Consider the following 20,478-nt stretch of genomic DNA (forward strand, 5'->3'; position numbering starts at 1 on the left):
GACGCTCCTTTAAGTCTTTTTAGATGAGAAAATTCATTATATATAATTTAGCGATTTGCCTCCCCTATTTGATTACCCTATCATAATACATCCTTTCAAGTTACGAAACATGTATTCCCATTGTATATTCTACTTTTTTTTCAAGTTCCTTGGCATCATGATTTTTACAATATCTTGACGTTATCTTTGTTGCTCCTGTTACACAAAGTTTTTAACACTATTACTTTTACCAAATTTGTAGACAGCAACTAAGAAAAAGGCAACTGCAAAAACCGCCAAAATCAAATAATTAAGATATAAAGTATCAAAATGATTGCCTTGCTGCAATTTACTAATCGTGTCTAATGTCCAGCGCTGTGGGAGAAAATCAGCTAGTTTTTGAACGGCTTTAGGCATGATCTCTACCGGCCAAAAGCAGCCAGCAAGCAAGCATGTTGGAGTTACAACTAAGTTTTGCAATGCATTAACGGAAGCCGAACTGCTAGCGAAAGAAACAAGCATTAACGATAACCCAATTGCCACTACGGCAAATAATACTAACACAGCGATCATTTGCCAAAAGGAAACATACATTTCTATATGAAAGATTGTAGTTACGAAAAACAAAGTACAGAGGATTTGCGCTACCATGACAAGCAAACTAACAGCAATATTAGATAACACATATGTTCTGGCATTAATTGGTGATGATAACAAACGGAAATACGTTCTATTTTCCTTTTCTTTTATGATAATTTCAGAAAAGTTACCAGCAGACATCAACATAATCATGAGAAGAAATCCGATTGTTTGATAAGTCATTCTTTTACTTTTGGAAGTATCCTTTAACGACTCCGTTGAAAGTTTAAAATGATCCTGTTGATATTTCGTGTACATTTTTTCAAATATGTTTGTATCTCCAGATGAAGCTTTTCCGATGAGGATAATATTATCTAGATACTGATACAAATAAGACTTAACAAATCCCGTAACTTCTTCCCCTTTGATGGCAACGATTTGGATGTTGGCTGGTTTTCCTGATATGATTCTTTCTGAAAAACCATTATTTAAAATGATGACACAGTCGAGCGCTCCGTTAGATATTTTTTCATTGACCTTACTGTTATTGATTTTTTCAACATTTACGTTTTGAAGATTTGCTAAAAATCGAACGGTATCATTCGCAATAACATGTCGGTCCTGATTAACCACTCCCACTTTTAGAACCTGGGATCCTGGATTACCATAAACAAGAAAAGAAATTAAAATTCCGATTAACGGAACACCGAAATAAATAACAATATTTCTTTTTTTGCTAAACGTGACTTTCAGTATTTTTTTCATTAACCAAAAAATATCCTTCATCACAAACCCTCCCTTCTTTGAAATATAAAAATGGCTATTCCCAAGAAAAGAACAGATATCCCCAAATTCAAGCTGATGGCTTGAAAAAAAGGACCGAAATCATTCATATAGATGATTTTGGTAATCGCCTGATTCGCCCATGTAAGCGGTGATAGATTTGTAATGAACCCTAAAATTCCTTTTGCATTTTCGATTTTAAAATAAGCTCCCCCAAAAAAAGAGGATAGTTGGAGGAAGACCATGATGATCATTTTTGAAGCATCAGGAGTTTTTGCCATATAACTAATTCCTAACCCGATGCTAAGCGCCAAAAAGACTTCAGATAATAACAAAATAAATACAAGGCCAATGTGGTCTCCCCAATTCGCTTTAAAAGCAAAATGACTGAAGATGATGACAACAAGCAAACATAAAGCATTAACGAAAAGGTACCCGAGAATTTTCCCTAGAAAAATCTCTCCCTTTCCAATCGGCGCTGCCACTAATCGAAGCGCAGTGTTCCTTACCCTTTCACTGCGGATCAGCGAACTTGCATAAATTGCACCATATAGAGCGATCATCGTGGTCATTGCCACGGCATAATAGTCCATCGAACTTTGCTGCTTTGCTTCCTTTAATGTGCGTTCTTGGATAAAATTATTTTTTTGTACATCTGTCATGACGATGTTTACATTCTCAGGAGCTATACTTGCAACTGCCGCTGCGACGTTATATTTATCTGCATAGGCTTTAAGCATTCCTTGAACAATACTTTCTTCCATATTATTTTGTTCGCTGCTATACAACTGGATTCCCTTATCACTAATTTCAACATAAGCAGTGTAGTTATTTTCCTTGACCTCTTTTTTTCATCCATGTGTTTAGTCGTCCGTTTAAAATGGATTCCTGTCTTCGCAGCCTTCTTGGCAAATGCTTCAAATGATGCTGTAATGGAAGGGCCTGCAGTGCTTTTATATAAAACCCGGATGTTATCAACTGTAATTTTATGATTAAAAGCATTACTTAAGGACGTGCCAAGAATTAACATTAATACGATTGGAAATGCAAGCATGAATAGAAATGTACGCCGATCACGGATATTCTGCCTGATTTCCTTTAATGCGATATTCCATATATTCAAGGGTTGTTCCTCCCATAGATTATAAATCTCGTAAGTTTCTTCCTGTCAGTGTTAGAAAAACGGCCTCAAGATTTGGTTCCTTTTCTTCTAATGAACTGATTTCAATGTCATTGTTAATAAAATGCTGAATGATTTTGTTTAAATTATTGACATCGAACTCTGAATTGACTTTTAGTACATTTTCATCTAATTGAACAGATCTTACTCCGGTAATCAGTTTGAATTGGTCAAGCTTCAAATTTTCAGTTGATTTCACTTCAATCCAAATGTCTTTTGTGTTGGTGATGATGGCTATCAATTGTTCCTTCGTTCCCTCAGCGATAATTTTCCCATGATCAATAATGGCAATTCTTGAACAGATTTCCTCGACTTCCTCCATGTAGTGACTTGTATATATAATCGTGCAGCCCATGTGGTTTAGTTTGCGGATCGATTCAAGGATATAATTCCGTGATTGAGGGTCAATTCCGACAGTCGGCTCATCCATGATAATTAGCTTTGGCCGATGGGCAATCGCACAGGCAATGTTCAGTCTCCTTTTCATCCCTCCAGAGAAATTCTTTGGATACTCATCCTGCTTTTCACTTAATCCAACAAATTGGAGTGCTTCATCGGCCTTTACTTTCAAAGTATCGCCCCGTAAGCCATATAATCCAGCAAAAAATCTCACATTTTCCAGTGCTGTGAGTTCTTCATAAATGGCTATGTCCTGTGGAACAATGCCAATATTCATCTTTGCGAACCTGCTGTATTTGGCAATATTCTTACCAAGAATGTTAATCTCACCATCGCTTATTCGTAATAAACCGGCAATCATGTTAATTGTCGTACTCTTACCTGCACCATTTGATCCCAGAAATCCAAATATTTCTCCTTCAGCTATGTTTAAGGAAATATTGTCGACGGCAATGAAGTCGGCAAATTTCTTCGTAAGGTTTTTCAATTCTAAAACATTCACGGTTTTAGTCACCTCTCACTCTTTCTGTTCTAAGTATATAAAAAAGGATGAATCTGCTTAAGTGCAGGACTTCATCCTTTTTACATGAGAATCTTCATATCTTGATCATTAATTTTTTCACGATTGAATGGGCAGTAGCATCCTTACCGAAAAACCCTCTGTTCCATCCACAATGATTGTCCCATTAATAGAAGCGGCCCTTTCCTCCATCCCGATAATTCCCATACCTTTTTTGATTTTTTCTGTCCCTTTGCCATTGTCCTTTATTTCGGCTTTTATCATTGTATTTAATACGTGCAGCTCAATTGAAATAACTGTCGCATGCGAATATTTAAGGGAGTTCGTCAATGCCTCTGTGACATTCTCTTGAATGACCTTCCACTGGATTGGCGTAATTCTTTCAATATTGCCTTTATAAACAAAAGGAATGGAAAGTGAGTGTTTTGCAGAAAATTCATCTACAAATAATTTTAAACGATTTATTCCCATTTGCTCTGAAGGAGGCTTTAAGCTTTTTAAGGTTACTCGTATATTTTCAATGCCTTCTTTGGAGATATTGATCGCATTTTGTAGCAGCTCTTGAGCCTTGATTTTATCCCTATCAAGTAACCGTTTTGAAGCTTCCATTTGGATAAGTGCACCAGTCATCGCGTGACCAATATTATCATGAAACATCTGTGCAAGCCGATTCCGTTCCTCTAGTTTAAACGTATATTCAGACTGGCGGATAAATTCTTTATTTTCATTGAGACTCTTTGATAACTTTGCTAGGTCTTTTCTCATCTGATCCAGTTGGTTTTCCTGATGCTGAAGTCTTGATGTAAATTGATCAAGCATTGTAAAAATAACGAAACTAAACAATGCCACAAGCCCATACTGATAAGCAATTTTGATTGAAATCCAGCTCAGCGGTAAAAGAATAATGACAAACAAGGCGCCCTTTTTCTTCATATAAAAAGAAAATAGTTCACAAATGTTTAGCGGCACAAGGATCAGAAACAATGGCTGCACCGCACAATAGGAATATCCGATCTGCATGATTGATAAAAGAAGAATCACTTTTTTACTTATTTCTTTTTTAACAATGTAAATAGCAATATTCGAACATAGATAGATTAAAAATGATAAGACAACCCAAGGAATATTCGTAATCGGAGAATGTATGTATGTTAAAGCAAGGTAAACCATCAAGATCAATTTACAGATAATCAGCCAAAATTCCATCTTTCATCCCTCGGTTAATTGACTTTTCCTGTTAAAAAATAAATGGCAATCTGCGTTCGATGTTCAAGTCGTGTTTTCCCTAAAATTGAACTGATATAGTTAGCGATTGTTCCTTCTGAGATAAAAAGCTGTTTTGCCATTTCCTTATTCGAGAGTCCTTTTGCGATATGGCTCATAATATCGAGTTCTCTCTCGGTAAAAAGACTCTTATCTACCTTCGTGTCAGGTTTCTTCTCTCCTAAGTTTGCTTTAAGTTTTTCAAGCACCACATCCTGCATCACTGTATTGCCATTATAAACACTTTTAATCGCATCACGGATTTGCTCGGGGTCATTATTTTTTAATAAATAGCCCTTCGCGCCATTTTTGATTGCATCAAGAATGTATTCATCATCGTCAAATGTCGTTAAAATTAACGGCTTCGTCTTCGTTTGTTCCGTTATCAGTTTTGTTGCCTCCACGCCATTCATATTTGGCATCCGAACATCTAACAGGGCAATATCGACAATATGATTTTTGCAAAAATGTACAGCCTCCAGACCATCATTTACAGTTGCGATTACATCAAATTCCTCATATGTATTTAAAATGATTTTCATTCCTTCGCGAATAAAGGAATTATCATCAGCAATCATCACGGTTATTTTCAAAATATCACCATTTCCTTTCGTATACCTCAATTGCAGTAAAATATTTCTTCTTGATTTTATAGCATTTTGCTGCATACTGTCACTACTCAGTGATCAAGCCAAAGTTTTTCTATTACTATTAAAATCTTCAACTATTATGAAAAATTCATTTGTTTTCAGATAATTCAGAATATACATCTTTTATCCTATTGTCATTTGTGTTATATTTTTTTATACTTTCTACACATCTTCTGTTTTTACTCACCAAAATCCTAATCGGTAACAAATCAAAAAATCTCCTTAATATCAAAGAAATAAAGGCAATCTCCAATATTTGTTTCGATTCCATTTTATTTGTTTTTATTCAAAAGATTTTGGTTATAATGATGGAAAATTAATTGTTAAGTTGCTTAACATATAAATAACCAATAAACACAAGGGGGAATGGGTTTGAAACAATACATAAAAATTGAAAGCGCATACAAATTTATGGTTCCTTTATTTATTTCAGGAGTATTCTTTTTATTAAGTTTTTACTTCTGTTTGTTAAGTGTGCCTCTATATGTTTATTCTCTGCCGTTCTATGCATTCTTCCTGTTAATATCATTATTCCTTTATTATCGGATTGATAAAGATCTAAATCAATTTATTAAAAAAGGAAAGCAAACGTTGGTACTTTATAATTTTTATCATAACTGCATTGGGATTTACTTAATATTATCTTTCCTTTTATTTGGTGTGTCGGTTGCTTATATGCCTTTCTATCATAATGGAGGTTCGACCTTTGTATGGTATTGTGCCCCAATGAGTTTACTATGTATGATTAGTTTTGTTCAATCACATAAACGAAAAAAATGGCTAAAAAGGATTATAATAAGGAAACAATCGAAACTTTTTCGGTCAAGTAACAGCAGTGCTACACATTTAAAATTAGTGATTGGGAAAAAGTAATGCTATGTAACATAAAAAAGGACAAATGATTTATTATTTTTCCTTCACACAAATGAACACTAAAGGACAACCATTAATGGTTGTCCTTAAGAAATATTTCCCTTTTTAGGGTATATAAAATGTTTAGTTTTGTGGGGTTTTTTTAAGATGATATGAATTACTCGTTATTTTCTTGGGAGATGATCATGAATCAACTTATTAAAGTCGTTGCAGCAATTATTGAAAATGAACAGGAAGAAATTCTATGCGCCCTAAGGTCGCCGATCTTTCCTTTTTAAGATTGAACATTACCATCCATAAAAAAGAATGGTGTCTTTTTCAAAATTGATCGTTTTTAATAACCTTGTCAGTTCAAACAGAATGTATTCGTACTTCCAAGATGAGGTTATTTTTTGCTGATTTTCATTAAGATTTATTGCAAAACCCTGCTCCCATTCGTTTAGGATGCACCGAAGATACTTTTCTTGTTTTTCATAAGCTCTTCCATCTTTATCGTCCACAAGTAAGTTTTTATATATGGAAATCACCTCGTTTTGATAAATATCAATTGCTTCTAAAAGACCTGCTTTTCCAACTATATATGGTTGAAAATCTAAAAGTTTTTCCATTACTTCTTTCCTTTCAAATAATGGGACACCTATAGAAATAATTCGTTCAGCTGTGTCATCCCAGTATATTCTCCCAAATTCGCATATTTCTTCTTTTGGTAAGCTTCCAAGGTAAAAACAGCCTTCCTCTTCTTCATCCTCACTTTTAAAGTTTTCAACCAGTTCTTCATAAGTCATCGATTTAATCTCATTAACAAGATCCTTGCTTACTTTATACATAAAATGCCGATGTCCCATTTAAAATCCCTCCTTTTATATCTCAAAAATTTCATTCCTTACAACTTTAATACGAACAATAGACACTATTAGTTTCACAGTTTTTTAATTTTGATTGGATTTTTAAGTTAATTATTATTTTAAAATAGTATTGTAATAGAATTGTAATTTGCCTGTGACTCCTCTGTCATACCTTTCTCGTATAGTTAAGTCATCAAATCACACAACGAGGAGGAAACAATCATGCTAAAGAAATTCATCTTAGCTATTACATTCGTTGTTTCTTTAAGCTCTTTGTTTGCCAACATGGGTGATAAAGCGGAAGCAGCAACCTATAATTATCATACAGCAGCTATTCATATTGCAGAATCAAACATCGGAGTTCCTTATCGATATGGCGGAATGTCTCCGAGTGGATTTGATTGCTCAGGTTTAGTAAAATACTCGTATGCAAAAGCTGGAAGAACATTAAATCGTACAGCTGCGCAAATGTATTATGGAAATGGGTACAAACCTTCTTACCTTCAGGCCGGCGACTTATTGTTCTATGCACCAACAAAAGCAAGTGCACCAACCCATGTAGCTATTTACATTGGTTATGGAAAAATGATCATGGCTTCTTCATCAAGAGGAGTTATCATCACAAGCACAAGCAATTCATACTGGCATCCAAGATATGTTGGAGCTAAGCGTGTTTAAGTAAAAATCAAGCCTAAATCAATCATTACGATAAAATGATTGATCTAGGCTTTTTATTTTACAAAAAAAGAGCTGCTGAGCAACTCTTAGCTAAACGCTTGCACCAGCTAGCTCACCTTCTGATAGTTTTGCTAACTTAACATCAAAAAACACCTTATAAATTGTATCGTTCCCATCCTGGATTATAGAATGGCTTACATAACTTCCTTTTAACGCTCTCTTCATATCATCATAAATAAACCATTCCCGCCAATCTTTTGCCGAATCAATTAAGCTCTCGATGGTGTAAGGGCTTTCATAGTTTTGTGTTAACAGAATCTCTTGAGAGAAGGTGTTACAGACTTGTAAGATATACAACTAAAGCACCTCCAATAAATTTTTAGATACTTTCATTATAGCACAATTGGAAAAAATTTCTTTAATGAAAATGTGAAAGAAGCATGGCAATTTAGCAACTTTATGATCTTCATTGACTTTCCTGTTCATAGCGAACGATCCATTTACCAAAGAATTCTGTAAAAAGATATGCACTAACTTAAAATCGTTTCAATATAATTTCCACTTCCCCTTATGACTTCAAGGCCTTGTTTCTCCAATTCCGTCCATACTTTCCGGTCTAGTCCAAATGGACTAGTTTTTTGGAGGGAGTCGAGTTCATTTTCGGAAATCTTAACATGATAATATTGGTCACCATTATTAATCATGAACTCATATTTTTTTAGCTTCAACAGAAATACCTCGTAATTCCCATCCCATTCCTTTAGTTGATGTTCAATCGCAGTGGCAACATACTTAATAAATTCTTCTCTACCCATATTTCGAGCCATGTAACCTCTTATCTCCTCATTAATGTCCATATCCCATCTCTCCCTAAAAATATTGGTCATTTATGTAAAATACCACCTAAAATAAAAACCCCTGTTCCGCTGGATGGAAAAGGGGTCATTACACCGTTTTATCATCCAAAGCATTGCTTTGCTGGTAGTAGCACCTTGCGTTTAGCAGGTTGCTGTGACGTCCATGAGCCAGTTCTCTCAGCCACTCTTGATAACTATTTATTTAATTTTATTATACAGCTAGAAACCTTTACCATTCAACAATTGTTGCCAAACTTTTCTATTAATTTTCAGCATCCTTTGGTATTCGATGATATTTTCAAAGACTCTATAAAAGTGATATAAAATTGCTAGCAACTACTATCCTTAGTCTATCACCTGTTAAGTCTGAACAAACTTTGCTTCTTTCCATCAACTGAGTCTATTTCTTGTCAGTTTCAAAAAGACGATACAGTGAGATTCCAATGGTGCAAAAGATAACGATTAGAAAAATAGGAATGGTCCACATACTTATTAGCGTCTTTCCAAAAGCCGCCTGAACGGTTCCCCAAGAAATGTATGAAAAAAGCAATAACATTTCAAAACCTAGGATGACCAGCATTCTTCTTGCTTCCAAATATAGCTTTGGAGCATTTTTTTCGGTAATCATAACCGGATAATTATATATGTGGGGAAATCTCTCTAGGATGGACATCATCACAAAGAGAATCAATCCTATCATTGGAAGAATCCAGAGACTTCCTCTACTCCCCCATCCATCCACATTACCTGATGCGTTAAAATGAATCGGAACTTTATTAGGCAAAGCAATCCAATGGTAAAATATAGTTAAGAACATGATTACGATTAATGACACAGAGAGTACTTTGATTACCTTCTCTAAAATTGTCATTGGTATGGATAAAATTGGACGTGTATTCATTTTTCCATTCTCCTATAAGATTCTGTTCATATCTATCATATAAAATATCTAATATGTAAATGCTACACATATCTTGCAAAATTGTGTCAAAAAAAAGCGCAGCACTTATTATCTAAGCGCTGCGCTTGTATGTTTTATCTTCGAATTGGTCTAAAACTCTTCATATATGGCAGGGTCCTGATTTTTCAATCTGCCATTAGGGCGGGTTAATCCTGAGATCAAGCCCATTTCTGTTTCATCAAGAGAAAAGTCGAAAATAGAAATATTTTCGAGTTGACGTACTCGTGATGAAGATTTAGGTATAGAAACTGCCCCAAGCTGGTAATGCCACCGTAAAATGACTTGTGAGATAGTCTTGTTGTGCTCTTCAGCAATCCTTTGTAGATTGTCATTTTGGAGGACATCATTCATTTGGCGTCCAAGTGGGCTCCAAGATTGTGTCTTAATATCATTTGCTTCATGATATTTTCTTTGATCAGCCTGATTGAAATATGGATGTAATTCAATTTGGTTGACGCTTGGTTTAACTCCAGTTTCCTTAACAAGAGTATCAATATGTTCAGGAAGGAAATTACAAACACCAATCGAACGGATTAAACCCCATTTTTTTGCATCAATTAATGCCTGCCATGCCTCAACATAATGACCCTGTTTAGGGTTTGGCCAATGAATTAAATATAAATCGTAATAATCAAGATTAGCCCGATACAATGATTCCTGAATGGTAGCAACAGCTTTATCATACTCTTGATAACGGCCTGGTAATTTGGATGTGATTTTTAATTGGTCTCTAGGAACTGAACTTCGTCTCAAGGCTGCCCCAACTGTTCCTTCATTTTCATAATTGTAAGCGGAATCAATTAATCGGTAACCAGAATCAATTGCACTCTGGATCGAATTAGCACCCTCATTCCCTTTGAGGGTATATGTACCCAAACCTATTACCGGCAATGTAAGACCATCATTAAGTGTAATCTCTGGAACTATTTTAGCCAAATTCTGTCACTCCTTTCAGTAATATTACTAGATTACCATATATATGAATTGATTTCATTGATTCTGTCTATAACCCAAATTACTAAAGATTCATTAATAGTTTATGATTTTCTATAATTTTTATTGCGGATTTCATTGATTCATTTGCTAGTTTGTTTTTATTCATATTTTAAAAAAACATCCCAAGTTTATTCAATATCAATAATTAATCACCAAAAAGGATCTTTAACTATTCAGCCCTTTTGGTTCATACTGACGATACGTATATTCGATTATTCAAATGAACGAAAAATTAAAGTTAAAAGTTCTAATTAATGAAGGATGACTATTTTGACAAGGCATGGAGAGCTTAAGTAACAACTGGGTAAGTATTTTCAATAATTTCTGCTGAATAACTTCTTGTCGACGAAGAGGATTTTATAGAATATTTTTATTTCCTAGGCAAGCGCAAAGACCGACAAAACCTGATTTTTCTATAGTCCTTTTTCCCCTTTAAACGACATAAAGTGATTCAAACTATTCATTTTTTTATTTTTTTCAAAATAAAGAAGAGGCCTTTCCCCTTCGTTATTCTCTATTTATTTAGAGGACAATTCTACAGTTTTTTTATTTCCAGCAGATTTACCCCCTAAATATCACAGCTTAAAAGCATTCTGGGGCGATTTTTTAAAAAAATAGTAAAATTCTCCCCTTTTAATAACAGTCAACTACGGACAGTATAATTGTAGGAATGGTCGAGATTGCGTACAGGAAATTTCCACCTGGAAATTTTCTATCGATCGAAAAAGCAAAATTTGTCGAACAATTCCCAATTTATTTTAAGGACATTTTAAGTTATTATAAAGAAGGTATATTGCTATATTGATATAGCCTTTTTTCACTAGTTAATTTTAGTATTTATTTTGAATTACAAGGAATTTTTATTATGCTCGATTTTGCTAAGAAAAATATTACAATTTTAAAATATTGATTAAAAAAAAGATTAAACAACAAAAATGAAGCAGCCATAATGAATAATTGTAATAGGAGGATATAGAGTGAGTGTAAACATCAAGATGAATATGACTGAAAATTACGGAAAATTAGAGGACGAGAGTTTAGTAGAACTATTCCATAATGGGGACAGAGAATCTTTAAATTTTTTAATCGAAAAATACCAAAAACTTGTTCGGGTAAAAGCAAGAAGTTACTTTTTAATCGGCGCTGATAGAGAGGATATCATCCAGGAAGGAATGATTGGGCTTTTTAAAGCTATTCGTGACTTTAGAAGAGAAAGAATGACTGCTTTTCGATCTTTCGCAGAACATTGTATTTATAAACAAATTGTTACTGCGATTAAAACCGCCAGTCGGAAAAAGCATACCCCTTTAAATTCTTATGTCTCACTAGATAAGCCCATATATAATGATGAATCAAACATTACGCTATTAGATATCATGCCTGAAGAAAAAATTACAAATCCTGAAGCTATTATGATTAAAAAAGAGTCCATCAATGATATAGAGCTAAAAATACATGAATCCCTTAGTTGTTTCGAACAAAAGGTTTTGGCCCTTTATATTGATGGTCAATCCTATCTGGAAATTTCTGAAAAACTATCCACCTCCATCAAATCAATTGATAATGCACTACAACGGGCAAAAAGAAAACTTTCAGGGGATATTCCAAAATTGGAAATATTGAAAGAAAAAAAAGCGATTTATTTTCGATTGTTTCAACATTTATAAGATCACTTTTAACATCATATTTTTATATGAGCGAATGAAACAATTTTCCATATTAAGGGATCCTATTGGAAATCTTTACTTTTGAAAAAATATATACATATCCCCTTTTCAGAAATAAATGTTCTATATCCTCTTGGAATTTATACCTGTCTTTCAATCATAAATAATACTCATTGGAATCGCAAAATAGCTTTACACTTTTTGTGTAAAGCCTTTTTTTCTCGAAAAAGGTAAAACTGGTTAAAAAAATTTTTTTAATTAAATAAATGCTCGAAAAATTCCCATTTGCCAGTTTTTTATGTTGTAATAGATGGAATATTGTCGAAATAACTAATAATTCCCCTTTTTATGTCTAAAAAAGAATAAGTTGGGTTGGTTGACAATACACACATCTAGGTGTAAATTACACATATGGTAAATAATTTTAAGAAGGAAATTGAAGAAAAACGGCGAAATTTTTATAAAACTTATATTTTCAAAATTAGAAAAAGTAAGTTTTTTTAAAAAAGGCTGGACCTTTACTACAATAAAATTTTTTGGAGGGTTTTAAAAATGGCAGTAGCAAAAAAAGAAGAAAAAGTAATTAATGTAGTCGATGTATTTTGGGATGGCTGGTTTAATAGCTTCAAAACATTCCAATCTTTTCAAAAAGATGTAGAAGAAAAATCATTACAAGTTTTTGAAAGTCAAAAAGAATTAGTTCAAGCTGCTAGTAAGCAACTGACTCAATTGGAAGAGGAATCTAAAAAATTAACAACTGAATTGAAGTCAAATGTACAAGAAGTATTGAAAAACGCTCTATCTGTCATTGGTGCAGATAACCTATTAGAAATTACTGACAAGTTTGAAGAAGCTGGCCAAAAAGTTGAATCTTTGGCTTTCAACCCAAGCAAAGCTACAATTGAAGTTCTTTCTAAATCACATGCACAATTAGAAAAAGCATTAAAAGAAGCAATTGCTCAACAACAAAAAAATCGTGCTGAAGTTCTTAATGCGATCGGCGGTTATGTGGATCAACTTAAAGAAACTCAAAATGGCGTATTAAAAACTTTTGATTTAAGCAACGTATTAGTTGCAAAATAATCTGAGACATTCAGATTATTATCATATACAAGAGCTCGGTTCGATTGAACTGAGCTCTTTGTATTTATTCCAGCTTAATGTTCATACCGATAGGAATCCTGTGAATGGTAACTTCTAGATTTTATGTTATTTAATTCTTCCTTTGTTAGCATTTCATCACCTCAATAATTGTCCTCTTAATTAATTCTTTTCTTAGGCTTTTTATCCCTTTTTTTCAGACAAAATGAAAAACCGTCATTGTTATAAATGACGGCATCTGGAGTAATCAGGCATATTTTATTCCGGCAGGCTTTATATTGTTGATATCGTCTGACCCACAAGGCGTTACTGCAAAGGTCATTTCACATTTTGGACAGTTCATAATCACCGTTTCCAATGTAAAAGTTTCTCCGCATTCACAATGGATTTCATGTGGGACCAGTGGAGCAAAGTCCTCTTTTCCTTTACTTTTCACATGATCAACGATAGCTTTCCCGTCAAATAAAGTTGTTGTACAACCGCAGCTCATTCACAACCCTCCAAGGCTTTTATAAAATAACAACTAAAGAATAGCATAGAAATCGGGAAATGAATGAGCTGATATTTAAACACATTATGAACTTATTTATACAAAATTTTCATAAATGGACCGGGCAGTTTGCCCGATCATTTATTATTTAGATTGTTATTGATGTTATCGCCGTTATTGTTGTGAGGATCATTAACCCTGTCGCGGGTGTTGATGTTGTCACGGTTATTAATGTTGTTAGGATCATAAATGTTGCCATTATTTATTCTGTTCCGATTTAAATCATTATCAATATTCCGATTATCATTTGCGGGATTATTGATTCGCATTAAGGGACCTCTATGGTCAATATTGTCGTCGTTAACATTGTTATTGTTACTACCACAACCACCTAATACCATGGCGGAAAGTACCGCTCCTGAAAGCAACAGGCCAATTTTATTTTTCAAAGGTAAAAACCTCCTTTTTCAAACTATTTCTGACTTTCATACATAGCATTCCAAATTTCTTGAAAATATTTATTAGTAATTTTTACTTTACAGATACCACATACTTCCTAATCCATTTGCCATTTCTTCCTATTCTTTTAGAATAAAAATCACCCATGGACACACTCTATAAAGGCTTGACTTTTACCAACAGGCAAGGGGGAATTTGATGAACAATTTATTTGGTTTCTTCGACGATGAACAATCACCAAAGACTGAAAATGAAAGCAGTTTAAGCACCCAAAATACCCAAGAAAATGGCTCACTTGAGCTTCATAAAGAAGAATTGGACATTACCAAGAATAGTGTTGATGTCGGAGAGGTAGTTCTCTCAAAAGATGTTGTTGAAGAACAAAAATCAGTCGATGTTCCCGTTATGCATGAGGAAGTCGTCATAAAGAGAACCCCTTTGAATAACGAGCGAAGTGACGCTCCTATCGGTTCAGAGGATACGATTCATATACCTGTCAGCCAGGAGCAAGTCCAAGTTAATAAGTACACGGTGACAACAGAGGAAGTCTCTGCTTCAATACATCAAGTAGAGGAAACACAACATGTTGAAGAAACACTTAAACATGAAGAGGCACATGTTGATACTACAGGAAGTGTGAATGTTATTTCAGATGATCCAGAATTTAGTGATATAAATAATAGATAAAAAAAGAGCACCGTTTCACTGTTAAGCAGTGAAACGGTACTTTCATCAAACTTATATGGAGGAGATTACATTGCCTGAGCAGCATGATTCACAAATGCTCCAATTACATAAAGAGGAGTTACAAATCAGCAAAAAATGGGTAAATACAGCTGATGTTAAAATATACAAAAATACTTATAAGGAGGAAAAACAAATAACGGTTCCCATAACCCGTGAAGAACTTGTAATTGAGAAAAAAAAAGCAAATCCTCAAGGTTCATTTGACGGAGAAATTGAAACGATTCGAATTCCTTTAAGCGAAGAGCGTATAGAAATTACCAAGCATCCAGTTACTCTTGAAGATGTGGAAATATATAAAAATCAATTAGAAGAAATTGTGCACGTTAACGAAACAGTAAAAGAAGAAAAACTTCACATCCATACAAATGGGGATATAATGGTACATGACCAATAGTTCTTACCATTTTCAAACATCATTGATTAGATCCTTCACACACAGCTATTTACCTAAAAGCAGAAATTACACATATAAAACCATTTGTACTGTTTTTAATGTGTAACCTTGAAAGTCATCATCAAATTCTGAACCGACCGTAAATCCTTTTGCTTTATAAAAAATTGATCCGATCCTGTTTTCTTTTTCTACGTTTACAAAGAGCTTTTTAACGCCTTTCAAGGCCTTTATTCCCTCATTCAGCAATGCTGTCCCTACTCCATTCCCGTGGTACCGGGGATGCAAATAAATCGCAAGCAATTCTGCTTCCCCATCTTCTTTTACTGGAGAGAAATTAGCAAAACCAACTAATTCACTTTTATTTTCTACAACAAGTATTAAAGAGCTTTCTAAACGTTTTTTCATCATTTCATCATTATAAGCAGATTTTAAAAAACTGTCCTGGATTTTGCGGGGGATCATTCCCTCGTAAGTATAATTCCAACTTGTTTGGGCAATCTGCTGAACATGTGGTATATCATCTTTCCTCATGTTACGAATGACAAATTCCAAATAAACCATCCTTCTTATCATTTAATTTTTAATATTGATTTTCACTCACCTCTAATTTGAAGGTAAATTCATATTAACATGTATTTGGAAAAATCACTCTTCTTAACTTACTTATTTTGCAGCATCCTCTAAATGTATTTTCCTTATAAAAAAACGCTTTACCTTTTAAAGTAAAGCGTTTTGGCTATTGATCTCATATGTAAACATTTGGCAGGCAAATAAAAGTCTTTTAAGTATAGAGATTATCCTCCTTCTCGTTTCTGTTTTCAGTACCAAAATGGGAAGTGGCCCTCATCCTATTTCGATCTTCCATTTGAATTTGCTTATGTATAACATCAGGAACTTTCCGAAGTGAATCTACTGTAAAAAACGCACCTTTAGGGTGTACTTTTACATCCACAACATCATATTTCCATTCCGTTTCCGCAGGAATGTAAATTGCATTAATATGCTTCTCCAGTGCCGGAACTATATCAGTTCTTAATGAATTTCCAATCATCCAGGTCTTTTTCGGGTCGGCTTTAATTGTTTTTAAGATATCAGATAGCGCAGTGGTATCCTTATATTCAGATATAAAAATTCGATGTTCAAAATAAGTAGTCAGCTCTAATTGAGTAATTTTTCTCCATTGGTTTGCTTCGTCTCCACCAGTGTGTAAATACAGTTCATGCCCTTCCTCTTTTAATTTATCCAGTGTTTCATTCATAAACGGGAGCGGTTCTACAGGTGTTTTGAATACTTTAAAGCCCAGCTCCCTTACATCATCAATTTCAGACGTTTTCTTTTCTCTACCAGCTAAATCACAAAAATATTTATACGTACCAACAAATGACTCAGGAAATCGCTTTGAACTCAATCCATATTCTTTAATGGATGCCAAATCCAGTTCGAGCTGCTTTTGTTTTATTTCTTCCGCTGTAAGGTGGTTAAACCATGCAGTCATTTGATTGACAAACAAATCAATAGCCTGGTTAAAATATTTATTGCAATAGGCTAATGTATCGTCAAGATTAAATAAAATATTTTGTTTGCTCATTTTCTTCTCCTGCCCGAAGATATTTTGTTAATATGAATATCTTCCCCAGGTTCTTGGGAATATTACCTTTTATCCTCCGTTAAATAAGAAAAAGAGTCAAAAAGTATAAAAACCTTTTGGCTCTCCCGCTTTTTTTAAGGTGTATATGTTTTGAATATCTCCAAAAAATAAAGAACATTTTTTATTGAACAATCGGACCTTTATGGTTGCAGGTTTGCTTCTTGTTGATAGATATATTTTAATTCGCTTAATGTCATTGAATTTAATTCTTTATCTTTGGGTTGGTAGTTGCCAGTTTTGACGAGTTGATCAATATAGAATTTTTTTACCCGCTGAAGTCCCTTTTCTAATAGTTTCTCCATTATGTAACCCTCCCCTTCAATAATTTTGCAAACGCTTTCGTTTCTTCTTAAACCTATAATAACTTATTTATTCCCTTTCTGCTTTACCCATCTGTGACAATTGTGTAACACTTCACATAAACAAAATTATGGAAATAATAATCAAAGAAATTTAATTAATTTCTTAATTGACACATACATTTTTAGAGTATGCTTGAGATGAAAAAAGAATTTCAGGAGGAGATTGATATGGAAAATATTTTGCATTCATTACCCCTAATTATTCCAATTATTATTATTGAACTTGGACTAACAATCGCTGCTTTAATCCACATATTTACGCATAAAAAATACCGGATGGGATCTCGCTGGGTGTGGGTAATTATAAGTTTTATCCAAATCATCGGACCCATCACTTACTTTATTTTTGGCAGGAGTGATGAATAATGAACATTCTCCAAATACAAAACCTTTCAAAGAGCTTTGGGAATAACAAAATTATCGACAACCTTTCCTTTTCAGTTTCGGAACATTCAATTTTCGGGTTTATCGGCCAAAACGGAGCAGGGAAAACCACAACAATGAAAATGGTTTTGGGACTCCTGAAAGCCGATAGCGGAAGCATTTCCATTTGCGATGAAAAGGTATCGTTTGGACAAAACAAAACCAATCAATATATCGGATACCTGCCTGACGTTCCTGAGTTTTATCATTATATGCGTCCCGAAGAATATCTAACACTATGCGGCGAAGTAACCGGGTTAACTCGTGAGAATATCAAAAAACGGACTGAAGAATTACTTACACTTGTCGGATTGCATGGCGTAAACAAAAAAATTGGGGGCTTTTCACGAGGAATGAAACAGCGGCTTGGAATTGCACAAGCGCTTTTAAATGAACCCAAGCTCTTAATTTGTGATGAGCCGACAAGTGCACTTGACCCCTTCGGAAGAAAAGAAATACTAGATATCCTGCAGCAGGTTAAAGGAAAAACCACTGTTGTTTTTTCTACACATATTCTATCCGATGTTGAGCGGATCTGTGACCATATTGCTGTCCTTAATAAAGGAAAAATAGCTCTTTCAGGAACCCTATCAGAACTGAAAGCCCAGTACAAGGCCGATTGCATGATGATTGAATTTGCGAATAAAAAGGACAAGGAACAATTTATTGCTGCACCGCAAATTGTTCCATATATGGACAAAGCAGAGCAAACAGATACAATGATCACGTTTCAGGTAAAAGATGTATCGAAGACAGAAATCGTGGTTTTGAATGTTCTTTCGGAAAATCGAATTTTACCATTGAAATTAGAAGTCATGGAACCAACCATTGAAAGCCTTTTTATGGAGGTGGTAAAATGAGTGCTTATTTAGCTTTTACAAAAAAGGAATTCATTGAAAATCTTCGCACCTATAAGGTTTTTATTATGTTAGTTGTATTTCTATTGTTCGGATTTATGAGCCCTGCTCTGGCAAAGATGATGCCTGATCTATTAAAAACAGCCATTCCTGCAGGTTTGGAAATCAATATTCCAACTCCTACCGCACTTGATTCTTGGGGACAGTTTTTCAAGAATGTAGGGCAAATGGGTTTACTTGTGCTTGTCATTGTTTTTTGTGGAATCATGGCAAACGAATTCAGTCACGGAACATTAATCAACATGCTGACAAAAGGATTAAAGCGAAGAACTGTCATCCTTTCTAAGCTTACAACAGCAACAGTAATCTGGACACTGAGCTATCTCCTTGCGTTTATTCTTACTTATTATTACACCGCCTATTTTTGGAAAATGGATGGCATGCATCATACCTTTTTGACATTTTTTAGTCTATGGCTGTTTGGCGTATTCCTGATCAGTCTGGTGATTTTTGGAGGAATATTATTTAAAAACATATATGGTAGTTTGCTTGTCACAGGCGGAGCGGTGGCAGTGATGATGCTTATAAACATTCTCCCGAAGGCACATAAATATAATCCCATCATTTTGTCTAGTGATAATATGTCTTTGCTTACCGCAAAACAGGATGTTTCTGATTTTATACCGGCAATCATTATTTGCTCTGTACTTATTGTTATTTTGGTCACCATTTCTGTTATGGTATTTAATAAAAAGCAAATATGAAGAAAAAAGAAGGCTTCTAATAATAGCAGCCTTCTTTTTTGAGCATGACTAGAACAAACTTTTGTTTTTTATTATCTTGAAATGACTGTTTTTTATTAAATAAAACTATTATAATATAATTAAAAATCTGACTTTTTTCCTAGGTGAAAAAATGAATAAAATAAAATTGGACCTTGTAAATAATGTAACTAGTATCCTCTTTGTAGTGATATTTTTAGAAAACGCATTCATTTCTGTCCTTTATTTTGACCGGGTTAAAATGATGTTATTTGAAAACAGTGAATCTATTTTTTATAGCGAAAAGGGAGATTACTACTGGTGGATTATTGTTACTTCACTGGAATGGTTTCTTTTATATGTGTATATCTTGGGAAAGCTAATCTACCGCAGGTTGGAGTTGTTCGGTTATTTTCAAACAGGAAAATCACAACAACGTACAATTGGTAATGTGATTTCTTTTAGCTACAGAAGAGAAAGAAGAAAAAACATTAACGATTTTTTGTTATTTAAATTAACAAACAAAAAGAATTACAATACCTTCAATAAAGTTTTTTGGTACTTCCAAATTGTTTTACTCCCATTGGCTGCTTTTTTCTTTTTACTACATATAAACATTTCAGATAGCGGGATCGAAGTACAATCAATCCGACATATTCAACCTAAAACCTACAATTGGCACGATATTAGCCAAGTGATTATCTATGAAAAAAAAATTCAAACTGATACGGAATCGGATATCATTTATTATACTTTGTTCACCAATGATCATACTTCCGTTAATTTACTACGATATGTTGATTCCTATCAAGAAGTAAAAAAAATCAATGAAAAGCTAATTACGCATAGAGTTCCAGTTACTTTTCAATCCTATGATGAAGCAGTTGTTTACCGACAAGGAACAGAATTAGAAAAGACAGAAAAACAAGCGTTTTATGATATCTTTTTAAAACACAAAAACTAGCATTCTGCTAGCTTTTGTTTGCGATAAGTGGACAGTCCTGTA

At 34.0% G+C, this 20,478-nt stretch carries 24 protein-coding genes, 1 pseudogene and 1 riboswitch; of the genes and pseudogenes, 10 read left to right on the top strand and 15 right to left on the bottom strand.

Annotated elements, in window-relative coordinates; translation table 11 throughout:
• Positions 1-198: 198 nt before the first annotated feature.
• The 5 genes and pseudogenes from RCG17_RS02425 to RCG17_RS02445 all read right to left on the bottom strand — a co-directional run bounded on the left by RCG17_RS02425 (position 199) and on the right by RCG17_RS02445 (position 5,281).
• On the bottom strand, positions 199-1,344 hold the full coding sequence (locus RCG17_RS02425; RefSeq protein WP_308173687.1) for an ABC transporter permease: 1,146 nt from the start codon (positions 1,342-1,344) through the stop codon (positions 199-201).
• Positions 1,344-2,464, bottom strand: a pseudogene (locus RCG17_RS02430) (ABC transporter permease). The gene RCG17_RS02425 and the pseudogene RCG17_RS02430 overlap by 1 nt, the downstream one beginning before the upstream one ends.
• A 19-nt stretch (positions 2,465-2,483) precedes the next feature.
• Positions 2,484-3,422, bottom strand: coding sequence for an ABC transporter ATP-binding protein (locus RCG17_RS02435; RefSeq protein WP_308173688.1), 939 nt, complete (start codon positions 3,420-3,422; stop codon positions 2,484-2,486).
• 117 nt (positions 3,423-3,539) lie between these two features.
• On the bottom strand, positions 3,540-4,646 hold the full coding sequence (locus tag RCG17_RS02440; RefSeq protein WP_308173689.1) for a sensor histidine kinase: 1,107 nt from the start codon (positions 4,644-4,646) through the stop codon (positions 3,540-3,542).
• Between the two features lie 14 nt (positions 4,647-4,660).
• A complete protein-coding gene (locus RCG17_RS02445; protein ID WP_308175754.1) occupies positions 4,661-5,281 on the bottom strand; it encodes a response regulator in 621 nt (206 codons plus the stop codon).
• Between the two features lie 444 nt (positions 5,282-5,725).
• On the opposite strand from RCG17_RS02445, the gene RCG17_RS02450 reads away from it, so the two are divergent.
• The gene (locus RCG17_RS02450; RefSeq protein ID WP_308173690.1) at positions 5,726-6,226 is read left to right on the top strand and encodes a hypothetical protein; all 501 of its coding nucleotides are present in this window, start codon (positions 5,726-5,728) and stop codon (positions 6,224-6,226) included.
• Positions 6,227-6,513: 287 nt separating this feature from the next.
• On the opposite strand, the gene RCG17_RS02455 is transcribed toward RCG17_RS02450, so the two are convergent.
• Complete coding sequence (locus RCG17_RS02455) at positions 6,514-7,071, bottom strand: hypothetical protein (RefSeq protein ID WP_308173691.1); 558 nt, start codon at positions 7,069-7,071, stop codon at positions 6,514-6,516.
• A 222-nt stretch (positions 7,072-7,293) separates the two neighbouring features.
• On the opposite strand from RCG17_RS02455, the gene RCG17_RS02460 reads away from it, so the two are divergent.
• Positions 7,294-7,749 (top strand): C40 family peptidase, encoded by a 456-nt coding sequence (locus RCG17_RS02460; RefSeq protein ID WP_308173692.1) that lies wholly within the window; start codon positions 7,294-7,296, stop codon positions 7,747-7,749.
• Positions 7,750-7,839: 90 nt separating this feature from the next.
• On the opposite strand, the gene RCG17_RS02465 is transcribed toward RCG17_RS02460, so the two are convergent.
• The 4 genes from RCG17_RS02465 to RCG17_RS02480 form a co-directional block, all read right to left on the bottom strand.
• A complete protein-coding gene (locus RCG17_RS02465; protein WP_308173693.1) occupies positions 7,840-8,106 on the bottom strand; it encodes a hypothetical protein in 267 nt (88 codons plus the stop codon).
• 173 nt (positions 8,107-8,279) lie between these two features.
• Complete coding sequence (locus tag RCG17_RS02470) at positions 8,280-8,606, bottom strand: hypothetical protein (RefSeq protein ID WP_308173694.1); 327 nt, start codon at positions 8,604-8,606, stop codon at positions 8,280-8,282.
• 95 nt (positions 8,607-8,701) lie between these two features.
• A riboswitch (SAM riboswitch) is annotated at positions 8,702-8,803 on the bottom strand.
• 203 nt (positions 8,804-9,006) lie between these two features.
• Entirely contained in the window at positions 9,007-9,507 is a 501-nt protein-coding gene (locus tag RCG17_RS02475) for a DUF1648 domain-containing protein (protein WP_308173695.1), read from the bottom strand.
• A gap of 150 nt (positions 9,508-9,657) precedes the next feature.
• Positions 9,658-10,503: an aldo/keto reductase gene (locus RCG17_RS02480; RefSeq protein WP_308173696.1), complete on the bottom strand. Its 846-nt coding sequence runs from the start codon at positions 10,501-10,503 to the stop codon at positions 9,658-9,660.
• 1,037 nt (positions 10,504-11,540) lie between these two features.
• Between RCG17_RS02480 and sigH the strand changes: the two genes are divergently transcribed.
• Both sigH and RCG17_RS02490 read left to right on the top strand, forming a co-directional pair.
• Positions 11,541-12,230, top strand: a complete 690-nt coding sequence (gene sigH / locus RCG17_RS02485) for an RNA polymerase sporulation sigma factor SigH (RefSeq protein WP_374120891.1) — start codon at positions 11,541-11,543, stop codon at positions 12,228-12,230.
• Positions 12,231-12,782: 552 nt separating this feature from the next.
• Positions 12,783-13,313: a hypothetical protein gene (locus RCG17_RS02490; protein WP_308173697.1), complete on the top strand. Its 531-nt coding sequence runs from the start codon at positions 12,783-12,785 to the stop codon at positions 13,311-13,313.
• A gap of 265 nt (positions 13,314-13,578) precedes the next feature.
• Here RCG17_RS02490 and RCG17_RS02495 read toward each other — a convergent pair whose 3' ends face one another.
• Both RCG17_RS02495 and RCG17_RS02500 read right to left on the bottom strand, forming a co-directional pair.
• The gene (locus RCG17_RS02495) at positions 13,579-13,821 is read right to left on the bottom strand and encodes a hypothetical protein (RefSeq protein WP_308173698.1); all 243 of its coding nucleotides are present in this window, start codon (positions 13,819-13,821) and stop codon (positions 13,579-13,581) included.
• Positions 13,822-13,958: 137 nt separating this feature from the next.
• Positions 13,959-14,270, bottom strand: a complete 312-nt coding sequence (locus RCG17_RS02500) for a hypothetical protein (RefSeq protein WP_308173699.1) — start codon at positions 14,268-14,270, stop codon at positions 13,959-13,961.
• Between the two features lie 208 nt (positions 14,271-14,478).
• Between RCG17_RS02500 and RCG17_RS02505 the strand changes: the two genes are divergently transcribed.
• Together RCG17_RS02505 and RCG17_RS02510 are read left to right on the top strand one after the other, a co-directional pair.
• Positions 14,479-14,967, top strand: coding sequence for a YsnF/AvaK domain-containing protein (locus RCG17_RS02505; RefSeq protein ID WP_308173700.1), 489 nt, complete (start codon positions 14,479-14,481; stop codon positions 14,965-14,967).
• Positions 14,968-15,037: 70 nt separating this feature from the next.
• Positions 15,038-15,421: a YsnF/AvaK domain-containing protein gene (locus RCG17_RS02510; RefSeq protein ID WP_308173701.1), complete on the top strand. Its 384-nt coding sequence runs from the start codon at positions 15,038-15,040 to the stop codon at positions 15,419-15,421.
• Between the two features lie 66 nt (positions 15,422-15,487).
• Here the strand turns inward: RCG17_RS02510 and RCG17_RS02515 are convergent, their stop codons facing one another.
• From RCG17_RS02515 to RCG17_RS02525, 3 genes are all read right to left on the bottom strand, one after another.
• Complete coding sequence (locus RCG17_RS02515) at positions 15,488-15,973, bottom strand: GNAT family N-acetyltransferase (protein ID WP_308173702.1); 486 nt, start codon at positions 15,971-15,973, stop codon at positions 15,488-15,490.
• Between the two features lie 229 nt (positions 15,974-16,202).
• Complete coding sequence (locus RCG17_RS02520; protein ID WP_308173704.1) at positions 16,203-17,009, bottom strand: HAD family hydrolase; 807 nt, start codon at positions 17,007-17,009, stop codon at positions 16,203-16,205.
• A gap of 200 nt (positions 17,010-17,209) precedes the next feature.
• On the bottom strand, positions 17,210-17,371 hold the full coding sequence (locus RCG17_RS02525; protein WP_308173705.1) for a Fur-regulated basic protein FbpA: 162 nt from the start codon (positions 17,369-17,371) through the stop codon (positions 17,210-17,212).
• A 228-nt stretch (positions 17,372-17,599) separates the two neighbouring features.
• On the opposite strand from RCG17_RS02525, the gene RCG17_RS02530 reads away from it, so the two are divergent.
• The 4 genes from RCG17_RS02530 (at position 17,600) to RCG17_RS02545 (ending at position 20,436) form a co-directional block, all read left to right on the top strand.
• Positions 17,600-17,797 carry a PLD nuclease N-terminal domain-containing protein gene (locus RCG17_RS02530; protein ID WP_308173706.1) on the top strand — a complete coding sequence of 66 codons (198 nt, stop codon included), beginning with the start codon at positions 17,600-17,602 and terminating at the stop codon, positions 17,795-17,797.
• On the top strand, positions 17,797-18,714 hold the full coding sequence (locus tag RCG17_RS02535) for an ABC transporter ATP-binding protein (RefSeq protein WP_308173707.1): 918 nt from the start codon (positions 17,797-17,799) through the stop codon (positions 18,712-18,714). Before RCG17_RS02530 ends, RCG17_RS02535 begins: the two co-directional genes overlap by 1 nt.
• On the top strand, positions 18,711-19,475 hold the full coding sequence (locus RCG17_RS02540) for an ABC transporter permease (protein WP_308173709.1): 765 nt from the start codon (positions 18,711-18,713) through the stop codon (positions 19,473-19,475). The genes RCG17_RS02535 and RCG17_RS02540 overlap by 4 nt, the downstream gene beginning before the upstream one ends.
• A 151-nt stretch (positions 19,476-19,626) precedes the next feature.
• On the top strand, positions 19,627-20,436 hold the full coding sequence (locus tag RCG17_RS02545; protein WP_308173710.1) for a hypothetical protein: 810 nt from the start codon (positions 19,627-19,629) through the stop codon (positions 20,434-20,436).
• The last annotated feature ends 42 nt before the right edge of the window (positions 20,437-20,478 follow it).

Origin of the sequence: Neobacillus sp. PS3-12, assembly GCF_030915385.1 — a bacterium.
GTDB lineage: Bacteria > Bacillota > Bacilli > Bacillales > Cytobacillaceae > JAEVLT01.

Bases quoted from the DNA above. Each gene is read 5' to 3' on its own strand.
- RCG17_RS02475 (WP_308173695.1), bottom strand. From the start codon at position 9,507: ATGAATACACGTCCAATTTTATCCATACCAATGACAATTTTAGAGAAG.
- RCG17_RS02520 (WP_308173704.1), bottom strand. From the start codon at position 17,009: ATGAGCAAACAAAATATTTTATTTAATCTTGACGATACATTAGCCTAT.
- RCG17_RS02440 (WP_308173689.1), bottom strand. From the start codon at position 4,646: ATGGAATTTTGGCTGATTATCTGTAAATTGATCTTGATGGTTTACCTT.
- RCG17_RS02460 (WP_308173692.1), top strand. From the start codon at position 7,294: ATGCTAAAGAAATTCATCTTAGCTATTACATTCGTTGTTTCTTTAAGC.
- RCG17_RS02540 (WP_308173709.1), top strand. From the start codon at position 18,711: ATGAGTGCTTATTTAGCTTTTACAAAAAAGGAATTCATTGAAAATCTT.
- RCG17_RS02545 (WP_308173710.1), top strand. From the start codon at position 19,627: ATGAATAAAATAAAATTGGACCTTGTAAATAATGTAACTAGTATCCTC.
- RCG17_RS02495 (WP_308173698.1), bottom strand. From the start codon at position 13,821: ATGAGCTGCGGTTGTACAACAACTTTATTTGACGGGAAAGCTATCGTT.
- RCG17_RS02525 (WP_308173705.1), bottom strand. From the start codon at position 17,371: ATGGAGAAACTATTAGAAAAGGGACTTCAGCGGGTAAAAAAATTCTAT.
- RCG17_RS02535 (WP_308173707.1), top strand. From the start codon at position 17,797: ATGAACATTCTCCAAATACAAAACCTTTCAAAGAGCTTTGGGAATAAC.
- RCG17_RS02425 (WP_308173687.1), bottom strand. From the start codon at position 1,344: ATGAAGGATATTTTTTGGTTAATGAAAAAAATACTGAAAGTCACGTTT.
- RCG17_RS02470 (WP_308173694.1), bottom strand. From the start codon at position 8,606: ATGGACATTAATGAGGAGATAAGAGGTTACATGGCTCGAAATATGGGT.
- RCG17_RS02455 (WP_308173691.1), bottom strand. From the start codon at position 7,071: ATGGGACATCGGCATTTTATGTATAAAGTAAGCAAGGATCTTGTTAAT.
- RCG17_RS02445 (WP_308175754.1), bottom strand. From the start codon at position 5,281: ATGATTGCTGATGATAATTCCTTTATTCGCGAAGGAATGAAAATCATT.
- RCG17_RS02490 (WP_308173697.1), top strand. From the start codon at position 12,783: ATGGCAGTAGCAAAAAAAGAAGAAAAAGTAATTAATGTAGTCGATGTA.
- RCG17_RS02530 (WP_308173706.1), top strand. From the start codon at position 17,600: ATGGAAAATATTTTGCATTCATTACCCCTAATTATTCCAATTATTATT.
- RCG17_RS02505 (WP_308173700.1), top strand. From the start codon at position 14,479: ATGAACAATTTATTTGGTTTCTTCGACGATGAACAATCACCAAAGACT.